This window comes from Pantoea sp. Pa-EAmG (assembly GCF_030024295.1).
Taxonomy (GTDB): domain Bacteria; phylum Pseudomonadota; class Gammaproteobacteria; order Enterobacterales; family Enterobacteriaceae; genus Pantoea; species Pantoea dispersa.
The window spans coordinates 1-12369 of the sequence record NZ_JASEWO010000142.1; the positions used below are offsets into that span (position 1 = coordinate 1).

At 57.9% G+C, this 12369-nt stretch carries 17 protein-coding genes; 16 read left to right on the forward strand and 1 reads right to left on the reverse strand.

What is annotated here, in order from left to right; translation table 11 throughout:
• Positions 1-163: 163 nt before the first annotated feature.
• The 3 genes from QMM04_RS16825 to QMM04_RS16835 all read left to right on the forward strand — a co-directional run bounded on the left by QMM04_RS16825 (position 164) and on the right by QMM04_RS16835 (position 978).
• Positions 164-364 (forward strand): hypothetical protein, encoded by a 201-nt coding sequence (locus QMM04_RS16825; protein WP_058757398.1) that lies wholly within the window; start codon positions 164-166, stop codon positions 362-364.
• A 169-nt stretch (positions 365-533) separates the two neighbouring features.
• Entirely contained in the window at positions 534-719 is a 186-nt protein-coding gene (locus QMM04_RS16830; RefSeq protein WP_058785645.1) for a hypothetical protein, read from the forward strand.
• Positions 720-804: 85 nt separating this feature from the next.
• Complete coding sequence (locus tag QMM04_RS16835; protein WP_158251397.1) at positions 805-978, forward strand: hypothetical protein; 174 nt, start codon at positions 805-807, stop codon at positions 976-978.
• Positions 979-1023: 45 nt separating this feature from the next.
• On the opposite strand, the gene fliE is transcribed toward QMM04_RS16835, so the two are convergent.
• Positions 1024-1335 (reverse strand): flagellar hook-basal body complex protein FliE, encoded by a 312-nt coding sequence (gene fliE, locus QMM04_RS16840; protein WP_021509871.1) that lies wholly within the window; start codon positions 1333-1335, stop codon positions 1024-1026.
• A 277-nt stretch (positions 1336-1612) separates the two neighbouring features.
• Between fliE and fliF the strand changes: the two genes are divergently transcribed.
• The 13 genes from fliF to fliR all read left to right on the forward strand — a co-directional run bounded on the left by fliF (position 1613) and on the right by fliR (position 12367).
• A complete protein-coding gene (gene fliF, locus QMM04_RS16845) occupies positions 1613-3334 on the forward strand; it encodes a flagellar basal-body MS-ring/collar protein FliF (protein ID WP_282996575.1) in 1722 nt (573 codons plus the stop codon).
• Entirely contained in the window at positions 3331-4323 is a 993-nt protein-coding gene (gene fliG / locus QMM04_RS16850; RefSeq protein ID WP_282996576.1) for a flagellar motor switch protein FliG, read from the forward strand. The genes fliF and fliG overlap by 4 nt, the downstream gene beginning before the upstream one ends.
• On the forward strand, positions 4316-5020 hold the full coding sequence (gene fliH, locus QMM04_RS16855) for a flagellar assembly protein FliH (RefSeq protein ID WP_058771154.1): 705 nt from the start codon (positions 4316-4318) through the stop codon (positions 5018-5020). Before fliG ends, fliH begins: the two co-directional genes overlap by 8 nt.
• Positions 5020-6375, forward strand: a complete 1356-nt coding sequence (fliI, locus tag QMM04_RS16860; protein WP_021509867.1) for a flagellar protein export ATPase FliI — start codon at positions 5020-5022, stop codon at positions 6373-6375. The genes fliH and fliI overlap by 1 nt, the downstream gene beginning before the upstream one ends.
• A gap of 24 nt (positions 6376-6399) precedes the next feature.
• Positions 6400-6843, forward strand: a complete 444-nt coding sequence (gene fliJ, locus QMM04_RS16865) for a flagellar export protein FliJ (RefSeq protein WP_021509866.1) — start codon at positions 6400-6402, stop codon at positions 6841-6843.
• On the forward strand, positions 6840-8105 hold the full coding sequence (locus QMM04_RS16870) for a flagellar hook-length control protein FliK (RefSeq protein WP_282996577.1): 1266 nt from the start codon (positions 6840-6842) through the stop codon (positions 8103-8105). Before fliJ ends, QMM04_RS16870 begins: the two co-directional genes overlap by 4 nt.
• 130 nt (positions 8106-8235) lie before the next feature.
• Positions 8236-8721 carry a flagellar basal body-associated protein FliL gene (gene fliL / locus QMM04_RS16875; protein WP_282996578.1) on the forward strand — a complete coding sequence of 162 codons (486 nt, stop codon included), beginning with the start codon at positions 8236-8238 and terminating at the stop codon, positions 8719-8721.
• A 4-nt stretch (positions 8722-8725) separates the two neighbouring features.
• On the forward strand, positions 8726-9733 hold the full coding sequence (gene fliM / locus QMM04_RS16880) for a flagellar motor switch protein FliM (RefSeq protein WP_282996579.1): 1008 nt from the start codon (positions 8726-8728) through the stop codon (positions 9731-9733).
• On the forward strand, positions 9726-10136 hold the full coding sequence (gene fliN / locus QMM04_RS16885; protein WP_021509862.1) for a flagellar motor switch protein FliN: 411 nt from the start codon (positions 9726-9728) through the stop codon (positions 10134-10136). Before fliM ends, fliN begins: the two co-directional genes overlap by 8 nt.
• A gap of 2 nt (positions 10137-10138) precedes the next feature.
• Positions 10139-10534 (forward strand): flagellar biosynthetic protein FliO, encoded by a 396-nt coding sequence (gene fliO / locus QMM04_RS16890; RefSeq protein ID WP_059009618.1) that lies wholly within the window; start codon positions 10139-10141, stop codon positions 10532-10534.
• Complete coding sequence (fliP, locus tag QMM04_RS16895; protein ID WP_031280176.1) at positions 10534-11268, forward strand: flagellar type III secretion system pore protein FliP; 735 nt, start codon at positions 10534-10536, stop codon at positions 11266-11268. The genes fliO and fliP overlap by 1 nt, the downstream gene beginning before the upstream one ends.
• A 41-nt stretch (positions 11269-11309) precedes the next feature.
• Positions 11310-11579 carry a flagellar biosynthesis protein FliQ gene (gene fliQ, locus QMM04_RS16900; RefSeq protein WP_010618647.1) on the forward strand — a complete coding sequence of 90 codons (270 nt, stop codon included), beginning with the start codon at positions 11310-11312 and terminating at the stop codon, positions 11577-11579.
• Positions 11579-12367: a flagellar biosynthetic protein FliR gene (gene fliR, locus QMM04_RS16905; protein WP_021509859.1), complete on the forward strand. Its 789-nt coding sequence runs from the start codon at positions 11579-11581 to the stop codon at positions 12365-12367. The genes fliQ and fliR overlap by 1 nt, the downstream gene beginning before the upstream one ends.
• The last annotated feature ends 2 nt before the right edge of the window (positions 12368-12369 follow it).

Below are 12369 nucleotides of genomic sequence, written 5' to 3' on the forward strand. Positions count from 1 at the left end.
GCTGACGCGTGCACTTCTATACAGCCCCCATAAACTTGTACAACTTTGCAAAACTGTACAATTTAGCCGTTCTGCGTGTAGAGTGTGAAAACGATTACGGCCGCCAGAAACGGCCAGCGATCAGCTAAAATTCATCACAACAAAACCCCTACTGGAGAGAAAGATGAAACAACACGAAACCAACAAGGAGCGTAAAAACGAGGGCGAGGTACACAAGGGTTTACCGGAAGCCGCGCCGCATGCAGGTAATGCTTATGAGGAAGATGATCATCCAGCCCATGATGATGCTCGTGAGCACGGCGAAATCCCGCGTACACGCGATGACAGTCAGGATGACAAAAAAGATCCTTATCAGGATCAGTAAAATACCTTCGATGATATCTGGACCGACCCACCGGATGTTATTTTCGTGGCCGCTGACTGCTGGCGTTAATAAGCGAAGCGGCAACCGAGATTGATCATTGAGTTTAATTAAGACATTATTTTGCGGAAATTAGAGAAGGCGTGCCTTCATTCATTTCTGGAGAGCACTGATGGATACGGGTTTTTACTGGGTAGGCAGCAGCACAACTGAGCCTGAGGTATGGTACTGGGATGCTGGACGCGGTTTTTATCGCCCGATGGAGCCGATACCGCTTTCTCTGCCTCGTTTTAAATCTGCCGGTTTTAAACTTCTCAGTGGCAAACTGATGCCACCGGAAGAGGTGCAATCTGCTTAGGTTTTCGTCTGCAGGTGAGAATATTGTCAGTTACGCTGTTAAGCGCAGCGTAGCTGAACTATATTCCTGTGAGGAGGACATGATAATGCAGGAAGGATTTTATTGGGTGCAGCGCGGCGCAGAACAGCCAGAAGTCTGGTTTTTCTCAACCAGTGGAGAAGGTGCCTGGTTTGAACCCACCAAAAACGATGCCATCAGCAAGCAACGCTTCGCTGAACAGGGCTACAGGACGATCAGCGAAAAACTGTCACTGCCCTGACCCTGACGAAACCGCCTCTCTCAGGCGGTTTTTTATTGCGCGCCGCTAGACCTGCATGCTCATGATCTCGCTGTAGGCATTCACCAGCTTGTTACGCACCTGAATCCCCATCTGCATCGAAATCGACGATTTCTGCAGATCGACCATCACATCATTCAACTGGATGCCCGGTTTACCCAGCTCAAAATCCTGCGCCTGACTGCGCGCAGCGGTCTGGGTGGCGCTGATTTTATCCAGCGCGGCTTTCATGGTGGCACCAAAATCGAGCTGACTGGCGGACTCGGTCGGTTTGCCACTGGCCTGCAGTGACGTCAGCTGCAGCTGCTGCAGTACGCCATCAATTGCCTGAATTGACATTGCCTGTACCTCATAGATGAAGGGTTCTTTTTTTCACGGAGGAAAAGTTAACACACTGTCAATAGGACAAAGGCGCTAAATGACTGCAAAAAACCCGGCTTATCCAGCCATCGAAGTGACACGATTCATCAAATAATGCCAGGCATTAGATTGGAATTTCATTTTTTCCCCTACCCCGTCGGCCAGCAACACGGCATCAACGGGCGGGGATGCGTATCAGGGAGTCAATTTTGTCACCTACATACACCCGGTCAATTATGTCAGGCAGGAATTGGTCATGAATGCGAGTGCAGCCGCCACACAGGATACAGCAAAGAAAGGCTTTAATGACCTTCTCGCCCGCCTGCGCGCAAATCCGCGTATTCCATTAATCGTTGCTGCCGCGGCCGCTATCGCCGTGGTTCTGGCGCTGGTGCTGTGGGCCAAAGCGCCCGACTATCGCGTTCTCTATAACAACCTCTCTGATGAGGATGGCGGCGCGATTGTTACCCAGCTCACCCAGATGAACATCCCTTACCAGTTCGCTGAAAACGGCGGCGCCCTGATGGTGCCCGCCGATAAAGTGCATGAGCTGCGTCTGCGCCTTGCCCAGCAGGGACTGCCGAAAGGGGGTTCGGTAGGCTTTGAGCTGATGGATAAAGAGAAGTTTGGTATCAGCCAGTTCAGTGAGCAGATTAACTACCAGCGTGCGCTGGAAGGTGAGCTGGCGCGCACCATCGAAACGCTCGGACCGGTGAAGAGCGCGCGCGTGCATCTGGCGATGCCAAAACCGACGCTGTTCGTGCGCGAGCAAAAATCCCCGTCTGCCTCAGTAACGCTGAACCTGCAACCGGGCCGTGCGCTGGATGAGGGCCAGATTCAGGCGATTCAGCACATGGTCTCCAGCAGCGTAGCCGGTCTGCCACCGGGCAATGTGACCGTGGTCGATCAGGCGGGTCGTCTGCTGACGCGCTCCGACAGCGAAGGCCGCGATCTTAACGATGCCCAGCTGAAATACGCCTCCGAAGTGGAAGCACGCTATCAGCAGCGCATTGAAGCCATTCTGAATCCGATTCTCGGTCAGGGTAATGTGCATGCGCAGGTGACCGCGCAGATTAACTTTGACCGCAGTGAGCAGACGGACGAGAAGTACCAGCCGAATGCGAACCCGAATAACACGGCGATTCGCTCACGCCAGACCAGTACCAACGATCAGAACGGCAGCCCGTATCCGGGCGGCGTACCGGGTGCGCTGTCGAATCAGCCTGCGCCGGCCAATACCGCGCCGGTCACCAACCCGCAGCAGCAGAACAATAACAACGCTAACGGTCAGCAGAACAACAACAACGCGCAGAATGCCGGCACCGCGACCAGCACCGCGCAGAGCAGCGGCCCGAGCAGCTCCAGCCGCAACGACACGGTGAACTACGAGCTGGATCGCACCATTCGTCACACCAAACTCAACGTCGGTGACGTGCAGCGCCTGTCGGTCGCCGTGGTGGTCAACTACCGCGATGACGGCAAAGGCAAAGCGGTGGCGCTGAACGATCAGCAGATCAAGCAGATTGAAGATCTGACCCGCGAAGCGATGGGCTATTCGCAAACGCGTGGCGACAGCGTCAACGTGGTGAACTCGCAGTTCAACACCACCGAGCCGACCGGCGGCGACCTGCCCTTCTGGCAGCAGCAGTCGTTCTTTGATCAGCTGATGACCGCCGGTCGCTGGCTGCTGGTGGCACTGGTTGCCTTCATCCTTTACCGCAAAATGGTGCGTCCGCAGCTGCTGCGTAAACGTGAAGCCGAGAAAGCCGCCGCCGAAGCCGCCGCTGCCCGTGCTGCCGCGCGTGAAGAAGAAGCCGCTTACAGCGTCCAGATCAATAAAGACGAGCTGGACCAGGAGCGCAAATCTAACAACCGCATGAGCGCCGAGGTGATGAGCCAGCGCATCCGCGATATGTCTGAAAACGATCCGCGCGTTGTGGCGCTGGTTATCCGCGAATGGATGAGTAACGAACTATGAGTCTGACCGGTACTGAAAAGAGCGCCATTCTGATGATGACCATTGGCGAAGAGCGTGCGGCGGAGGTGTTTAAACACCTCAACCAGCGTGAGGTACAGCACCTCAGCGCCGCGATGGCCAGCATGAAACAGATTTCGCACAAGCAGCTGACCGAAGTGCTGCGCGAGTTCGAAACCGATGCCGAACAGTTTGCTGCGCTGAGCCTCAACTCCAACGACTACCTGCGTTCGGTGTTGATCAAGGCGCTGGGTGAAGAGCGCGCCTCCAGCCTGCTGGAAGATATCCTCGAAACGCGCGAAACCACCAGCGGCATGGAAACCCTCAACTTTATGGAACCGCAGGCGGCGGCGGATCTGATCCGCGACGAGCACCCGCAGATTATCGCCACCATTCTGGTGCACCTGAAGCGCGGCCAGGCGGCGGATATTCTGGCGCTGTTCGACGAGCGTCTGCGCCACGATGTGATGCTGCGTATCGCCACCTTCGGCGGTGTACAGCCGGCGGCGCTGGCGGAGCTGACCGAAGTGCTCAACGGCCTGCTGGATGGCACCAACCTCAAGCGCGCGAAGATGGGCGGCGTAAGAACCGCAGCGGAAATCATCAACCTGATGAAAACCCAGCAGGAAGAAGCGGTTATCGAAGCAGTACGCGACTTCGATGGCGAGCTGGCACAGAAGATTATCGACGAGATGTTCCTGTTCGAAAACCTGGTGGAAGTGGACGACCGCAGCATCCAGCGTTTGCTGCAGGAAGTGGAGTCCGAGCAGTTGCTGATCGCCCTGAAAGGTGCAGAGCAGCCACTGCGCGAGAAATTCCTCAAAAACATGTCGGCACGTGCGGCCGATATCCTGCGCGACGATCTGGCCAACCGTGGCCCGGTACGTATGTCGGCGGTGGAAAACGAACAGAAAGCGATTCTGCTGGTGGTACGCCGCCTGGCCGAATCTGGCGAGATGGTAATTGGTGGTGGCGAGGAAACCTATGTCTGATGCCTTTTCCGCCCGTGCATGGCAGCGCTGGCAGCCTGATGATTTAGGCGCACCGCAGCCGCCCGAACCTGAACTGCTGCTGGCGGACGAGCCGGACAACGACCTCGTGCTGAGCGAGGAAGATGAACAGCAGCAGCAGCTGGAACGTCTGCAGCAGCAGATGCGTAAAGATGCGCAGACGCAGGGCTACAGCGAAGGTTATCAGAAAGGCTTCGCCGAAGCGCAGCAAAACGGCTATGACGCCGGGTTCCAGCAGGGACTGGCCGATGCCCAGCAGCAGCAGGCTCCGTTACAGGCGCGTATGCAGCAGCTGGTCACCGAGTTTCATCACACGCTGGAAGCGCTGGATAGCGTGATTGCGTCGCGCCTGATGCAGCTGGCGCTGGAAGCGGCGCGCACGGTGATTGGCCAGGCGACGCAGGTGGATGGCAGCGCCCTGCTGCGCCAGATCCAGCAGCTGATTCAGCAGGAGCCAATGTTCAGCGGCAAACCGCAGCTGCGCGTGCACCCGGACGATCTGCAGCGCGTTGAGCAGACGCTGGGCCCAACGCTCGATTTACATGGCTGGCGTTTGCTGGCCGACAGTTCGCTGCATCCCGGCGGCTGTAAACTCAGCGCCGAAGACGGCGATCTGGATGCCAGCGTCGCCACGCGCTGGCAGGAGCTGTGCCGTCTGGCGGCACCGGGAGCATTCTGATGACGTCACGCCTTTCGCGCTGGCTGGGCGCGCTCGACAGTTTTGAAGACCGCATCAGTCAGGTGCAGACGGTGCGCCGCTATGGCCGCCTGACGCGCGCCACCGGTCTGGTGCTGGAAGCCACCGGCCTGCAGCTGCCGCTGGGCGCCACCTGCATTATTGAGCGCCACGACAACGGCACAATTACCGAAGTGGAAAGCGAAGTGGTCGGCTTCAACGGCCAGAAACTGTTTCTGATGCCGCTGGAAGAGGTCGATGGCATTCTGCCCGGCGCGCGCGTGTATGCCCGCGTGCACGGCGATCACAGCGGTAAACAGTTGCTGCTGGGGCCGGAGCTACTTGGCCGCGTGCTGGACGGCAGCGGCAAGCCGCTGGATGGCCTGCCCGCGCCGGAAACCGGCTACCGCGCGCCGCTGATCACCGCGCCGTTCAACCCGCTGCAGCGTACGCCGATCCACGATGTGCTGGATACCGGCGTGCGGGCGATCAACGCCCTGCTCACTGTGGGCCGCGGCCAGCGTATGGGGCTGTTTGCCGGCTCCGGCGTGGGGAAATCGGTGCTGCTCGGCATGATGGCGCGTTACACCAAAGCCGACGTCATCGTGGTGGGCCTGATTGGTGAACGTGGCCGCGAAGTTAAAGAGTTTATCGAGAACATTCTTGGCGCCGAAGGGCGCGCGCGCTCGGTGGTGATCGCCGCGCCGGCCGACGTTTCGCCGCTGTTGCGTATGCAGGGAGCCGCTTATGCCACGCGCATCGCCGAAGATTTCCGCGATCGCGGTCAGCACGTGCTGCTGATTATGGACTCCCTCACCCGCTACGCCATGGCGCAGCGTGAGATCGCGCTGGCGATCGGCGAGCCGCCGGCCACCAAAGGCTATCCGCCTTCGGTGTTCGCGAAGCTGCCGGCGCTGGTAGAACGCGCCGGCAACGGCATTCACGGCGGCGGTTCAATCACCGCGTTCTATACCGTACTGACCGAAGGCGACGACCAGCAGGACCCGATTGCCGACTCGGCGCGCGCCATTCTCGACGGCCACATTGTGCTGTCGCGTCGCCTGGCCGAGGCCGGTCACTATCCGGCCATTGATATTGAAGCGTCGATCAGCCGTGCCATGACCTCGCTGATTGATGAAACCCACTATGCGCGCGTGCGCCAGTTCAAGCAGTTGCTCTCCAGCTTTCAGCGTAACCGCGATCTGGTGAGCGTCGGCGCTTATGCCGCAGGCAGCGATCCGATGCTGGACCGGGCCATTAAGCTCTATCCGCAGATGGAAGCTTTCCTGCAGCAGGGCATTTTTGAACGCAGCGATTATGACGATGCCTGTCTGCACCTGCAGGCGATGTTCGGCTAACGCCGCCCGACTTGAGGTAACGCGATGAAGACAGCCAATGCGATTGATACGCTGCGCGACCTGGCGGAGCAGGATCTGGAACAGGCGGTGATCCACCTCGGCGACATGCGTCGCGGTCAGCAGCAGGCCGATCAGCAGCTCAGCATGCTGCTCGATTACCAGGATGAGTACCGTAATAAGCTCAATCAGGATATGTCCGGCGGCATCGCCAGCACGCGCTGGAGCAATTATCACCAGTTTATTCAGACGCTGGAAAAAGCCATCGAACAGCATCGCCAGCAGCTTAATCAGTGGAACCAGCGGCTGGAACAGGCGCTGAGCAACTGGCGTGAAAAGCATAAGAAGCTGAATGCCTATCAGACGCTGATTACCCGCGCGGAAGAGAACGCATTACGACAGGAAAGCCGTCTCGATCAGAAACGGATGGATGAATTTGCCCAACGGGCCGCATTGAGGAAAGGCGAATGAACACGCTGCCAACACTGCTGACACAGCTTGCTAAAACCGGCAAAGCACAACCTTCATCGGCAGTGGACAATCTGTCCGCTGCTGACACCCTGCCGCAGGGATTTATTACCGAGCTGGGCAACCGCCTGCTGACGCTGGTTAAGCAGCAGGGAAATGGCGCGCAATCCGCTGATCTGGCGGCAGAAATTGACGCGAAAAACGTCACAAAAGCGTCATTAAGCGCCCTGCTGCAGGCACTGGACAAACCAGAGGCGTTAAACGCACTTTTACAGCCGGAAAACACTAAAGCCGGACTGAAATCAGCCGATGATAATGACAAGCGCGCAGCAAGTTCGTTAACTGCCAGCGACTTACAGAATGTGCAGGCACTGTTTGCCATGTTGCCAGCGGTGGTCGAAAACCGCAGCAACCCGCCAGCGGATAACAGCACCGCGCTGGAAACCCGGGGTGAGGCGCGCACCAGCTTAAACGCTGCGTTACTTAACAGTTCGCTGCAAAGTGCGCTGAAAGAGGAACAGGCGAAGCCGGATAGCCAGCCATCTAAAGGCAGCGATGTGCTGACCAGCCAGACCGGTGTCAGCCATAGCCCGGTGCAGAGCGCGGCCGCCAGCGGCACGTCGGCCAGCAACAGCGGTATGACGCTGGATGAGAGTTTTCAGCAGGTGCTGAGCACGCTGAGCAAACCGGAAGAGCGGCGCGAGATGCTCAGCAGCCATGACAGCAGCGCGCCGGCCATCAGCAGCCCGCTGAGCAGTACCAGTCCGCTGGTCAGCACCACGGCCAGCACCAGCAGCGCGCCTTCCACGCCGATGCTGAATGCGGAGCTGGGCAGCAACGAGTGGCAGCAGGCGCTGAGCCAGCAGATTGTGATGTTCAGCCGTAACGGCCAGCAGAACGCCGAGTTACGTCTGCATCCGGAAGACCTCGGCGCGATACAGATCAGCCTGACGCTGGATAAAGATCAGGCACAGTTAACAATGGTTTCCAGCCACAGCCATGTGAGGGCCGCGCTGGAAGCGGCGCTCCCACAGCTGCGTACGGCGCTGGCGGAGAGCGGTATTAACCTGGGACAGAGTAATGTCAACAGCGACGCCTTCGCACAGGGCCAGAGTTATCAGGGCCAGCAGGAAGGACGTCGCGACGGCCAGTACGGCAGCTTTACCCTCTCCCAGGACAGTGACAACGAGATAACGCCTATTGCCGTCCCGGCAGCCCTCCAGGCGCGCGCGACCGGCAACGGCGCTGTCGATATCTTTGCCTGACAGCGACTAAACGCTGAAGGTAAGCGTAAAACCCGCGTCTTTTCTTCCCATTGTTTGACTTAAGACGCGGGATAATCTGTCCAGGTAAGCCGAGAGGCTTGCCCATAATTCACAGGAAGTAACTGCAAACATGTCTGATAACGCGAAAGCTAAAGGCCGCAAACGTTCAATACTAATACCGGTGTTACTGATTGTAACGCTGGCCGCTTGCAGCGTGGCAGGCTATGCAGTCTGGCGAATGATGAATAAACACGAGGGTGACAAGCCGGAGGCTGCCAAAGTGGAGCCACCGCCCGCCCCGGTATTTTTTGCAATGGATACGTTTACGGTTAACCTGGTCAATCCCGATAACGATCCCGATCGCGTGCTGTACGTAGGCTTTACCCTGCGTCTGCCGGATGAGGATACCCGTCGTCGGCTGAATGACTACCTGCCTGAGGTGCGCAGCCGTTTGCTGCTGCTGCTTTCACGTCAGAGCGCCAGCGCGCTGGCAACCGAGCAAGGCAAACAGGCCCTGGTTGAACAGATCAAACAGGTGCTGGCGCCACCGCTGGTAAAAGGTCAACCTGCGCAGGTAGTCAGTGACGTGCTGTTTACCGCCTTTATTTTGAGGTGACTTAATGGGCGATAGCATTCTCTCCCAGGCTGAGATTGACGCGCTGCTCAATGGCGACAGTGACAGTGCGGAAGTAGAGAACAGTTCCACAGGGGCCGATGGCGATATCCGCCCCTATGATCCCAATACCCAGCGTCGCGTGGTGCGCGAGCGTCTGCAGGCGCTGGAGATCATCAATGAGCGTTTTGCCCGTCATTTCCGTATGGCGCTGTTCAACCTGCTGCGCCGCAGCCCGGATATCAGCGTTGGGGCAATCAAGATTCAGCCGTACCATGAGTTTGCCCGCAACCTGCCGGTGCCAACCAACCTGAACCTGATTCACCTGCAGCCGCTGCGGGGGACTGCGCTGGTGGTGTTCTCGCCGAGCCTGGTGTTTATCGCCGTGGATAACCTGTTTGGCGGCGACGGTCGTTTTCCGACCAAAGTGGAAGGCCGTGAGTTCACCCATACCGAGCAGCGCGTGATTCGCCGCATGCTCAAGCTGGCGCTGGAAGGCTACAGCGACGCATGGAAAGCCATTTATCCGCTGGAAGTGGAATACGTGCGTTCTGAAATGCAGGTGAAATTCACCAACATCACCACCTCACCGAACGATATCGTGGTCAACACGCCGTTCCAGGTGGAGATTGGCAACCTGGTGGGTGAGTTCAATATCTGTATTCCGTTTTCGATGATTGAGCCGCTGCGCGAGCTGCTGGTCAATCCACCGCTGGAGAACTCGCGTCAGGAAGATAACCACTGGCGCGACAATCTGGTGAAACAGGTGCAGCACTCGGAGCTGGAGCTGATTGCCCACTTCGCGGAAACATCCATGCGCCTGTCACGTATTTTGCAACTGAAACCTGGTGACGTCCTGCCCATTGAGAAGCCGGACCGCATCATTGCCCACGTCGACGGCGTACCGGTACTGACGAGCCAGTATGGCACGCTCAACGGCCAGTATGCGCTGCGTGTAGAACATCTGATTAACCCGATTTTGAATTCGCTGAATGAGGAACAGCCCAATGAGTGACAGCAAAAAACCGTCCGATGATATCTCTGCGGACGATCTGTGGGCTGAAGCGATGAACGAGCAGGCGGCGACCAGCAGTGCGGCGGAGCCAGGCGATAACGTATTTAAGTCGCTTGAGGCCAGCGCCGCCAGCGGCTCGCTGCAGGACATCGATCTGATCATGGATATCCCGGTCAAACTGACCGTGGAACTGGGCCGTACCAAGATGACCATCAAAGAACTGCTGCGCCTGACGCAGGGTTCGGTGGTGGCGCTTGATGGCCTGGCCGGCGAGCCGCTGGACATCCTTATCAACGGCTATCTGATCGCGCAGGGTGAAGTGGTGGTGGTGAACGACAAATATGGCGTGCGCATCACCGACATTATTACCCCGTCCGAACGTATGCGTCGTCTGAGCCGCTAATCATGTTAAAAAACGCGCAAACCGTTCAGCCCGCTCACACCCAGCCGGTGGTATCCACCAGTTCGGTTGTTGGGCAAGTCAGTAGCGTGCTGGCGGTGATCGTGCTGCTGATTCTGGCCTGCGGCTGGCTGGCAAAACGCCTCGGCTTTGCGCCGAAAGCGGTGAGTGGCCAGGCGCTGAAAGTCAGCGCCAGCGTGCAGGTTGGCCGTCAGGAGCGGGTGGTGATTGTTGATACCGCCGATGCGCGTTTAGTGCTGGGCGTCACCGCTCAGCAGATCACCCATCTGCACTCGCTGCCGCCGCTGCCACCGGAAGCGTCCCTGCCCGTCAGCGCGGCGCCGCAGGATTTTCGTCAGCTGTTTCAGAACCTGGTTAAACGTCCCGGAAAACCCCAATGATGCGTCGATTGCTCCCTCTTCTGCCGCTGCTGATGCTGCTGGCACCGGCTGCCCATGCGCAGCTGCCGGGTTTGATCAGCCAGCCGCTGGCCAATGGCGGCCAGAGCTGGTCGCTGCCGGTGCAAACGCTGGTCTTCATTACCTCGCTGACCTTTATTCCGGCGGTGTTGCTGATGATGACCAGTTTCACCCGCATCATTATTGTGTTTGGTCTGCTGCGTAACGCACTGGGCACGCCATCCGCGCCGCCGAATCAGGTGATGCTGGGTCTCGCGCTATTCCTGACCTTCTTTATCATGGCGCCGACCTTCGACAAGATTTACACCGATGCCTATCTGCCGTTCAGCCAGGACAAAATCAGCATGGACGTGGCGATCGACAAAGGTGCCCAGCCGCTGCGTGAGTTCATGCTGCGCCAGACGCGTGAAGCCGACCTGGCCCTGTTCGCCCGTCTCGCCAACAGCGCGCCGATTCAGGGTCCGGAAGCGGTGCCGATGCGTATTCTGCTGCCCGCCTATGTCACCAGCGAGCTGAAAACCGCTTTTCAGATTGGTTTCACCGTTTTTATTCCGTTTCTGATCATCGACCTGGTGGTCGCCAGCGTACTGATGGCGCTGGGGATGATGATGGTGCCGCCGGCCACTATTTCGCTGCCGTTTAAGCTGATGCTGTTCGTGCTGGTGGATGGCTGGCAGCTGCTGGTGGGATCGCTGGCGCAAAGTTTTTACTCCTGAGTGGCTTTCCGCCCTCACCTTTCTCTCGACAGGAGCGCAACATGACACCGGAATCGGTAATGGTAATGGGCCAGGAAGCGATGCGTATCGCCCTGATGATGGCCGCTCCGCTGCTGCTGGTGGCGATGGTGAGCGGTTTGCTGATCAGTATTCTGCAGGCGGCAACGCAGATTAACGAACAGACACTGTCGTTTATCCCGAAAATTCTTGCCGTTGCGGCCACCGCCGTGGTGGCCGGACCGTGGATGCTCAACCTGATGCTGGACTACATCCGTACCCTGTTCAGCAACCTGCCTTATATCATCGGCTAATGGTCACCCTCGACAGCAGCCAGCTGGTGCACTGGGTGGCGCAATTCTTCTGGCCGATGGTGCGTTTGCTGGCGCTGTTTGCCAGCGCGCCGCTGCTGAATGAACGTTCGATTCCAAAACGGGTCAAAATTGGACTGGCGGTAGTCACCACCTGGATTCTGATGCCGCTGCTGCCGCCGGTCGAAGTGACGCTGTTTACTCCGGCGGGCTTCTGGATGCTGGTGCAGCAGTTGCTGATTGGCGTGGGGATTGGTCTGACCATGCAGCTGGCTTTTTCTGCCGTGCGGCTGGCCGGTGAGATGATTGGTCTGCAGATGGGTCTCTCTTTTGCCACCCTGCTCGACCCGAACAGCCGGATCAACATGCCGCTGCTGGCCCGTTTTCTCGACATGCTGGCGATGCTGCTGTTCCTGACCTTCAACGGTCACCTGTGGTTGATCTCGTTACTGGTGGACAGTTTTCACACGTTGCCGATTAACGATCAGCCACTCAACGCCAACGCCTTCATGGCGCTGACCAAAGCCGCCAGCTTAATTTTCCTTAATGGCATGATGTTAGCGCTACCCCTAATAATTCTGCTCCTCACGCTAAACCTGGCACTAGGTTTGTTAAACCGCGTTTCACCTCAGCTGTCGGTTTTCGCCATCGGCTTCCCAATCACCTTAACGGTAGGGATCCTGAGTCTGGGTATGATGATGCCGTTGCTTGCACCTTTCTGTGAACATCTGTTCGGTGAAGTCTTTGATTTACTCGCGCAGTTTGTATCAGAACTTTCCCCTGCCCGTTGATT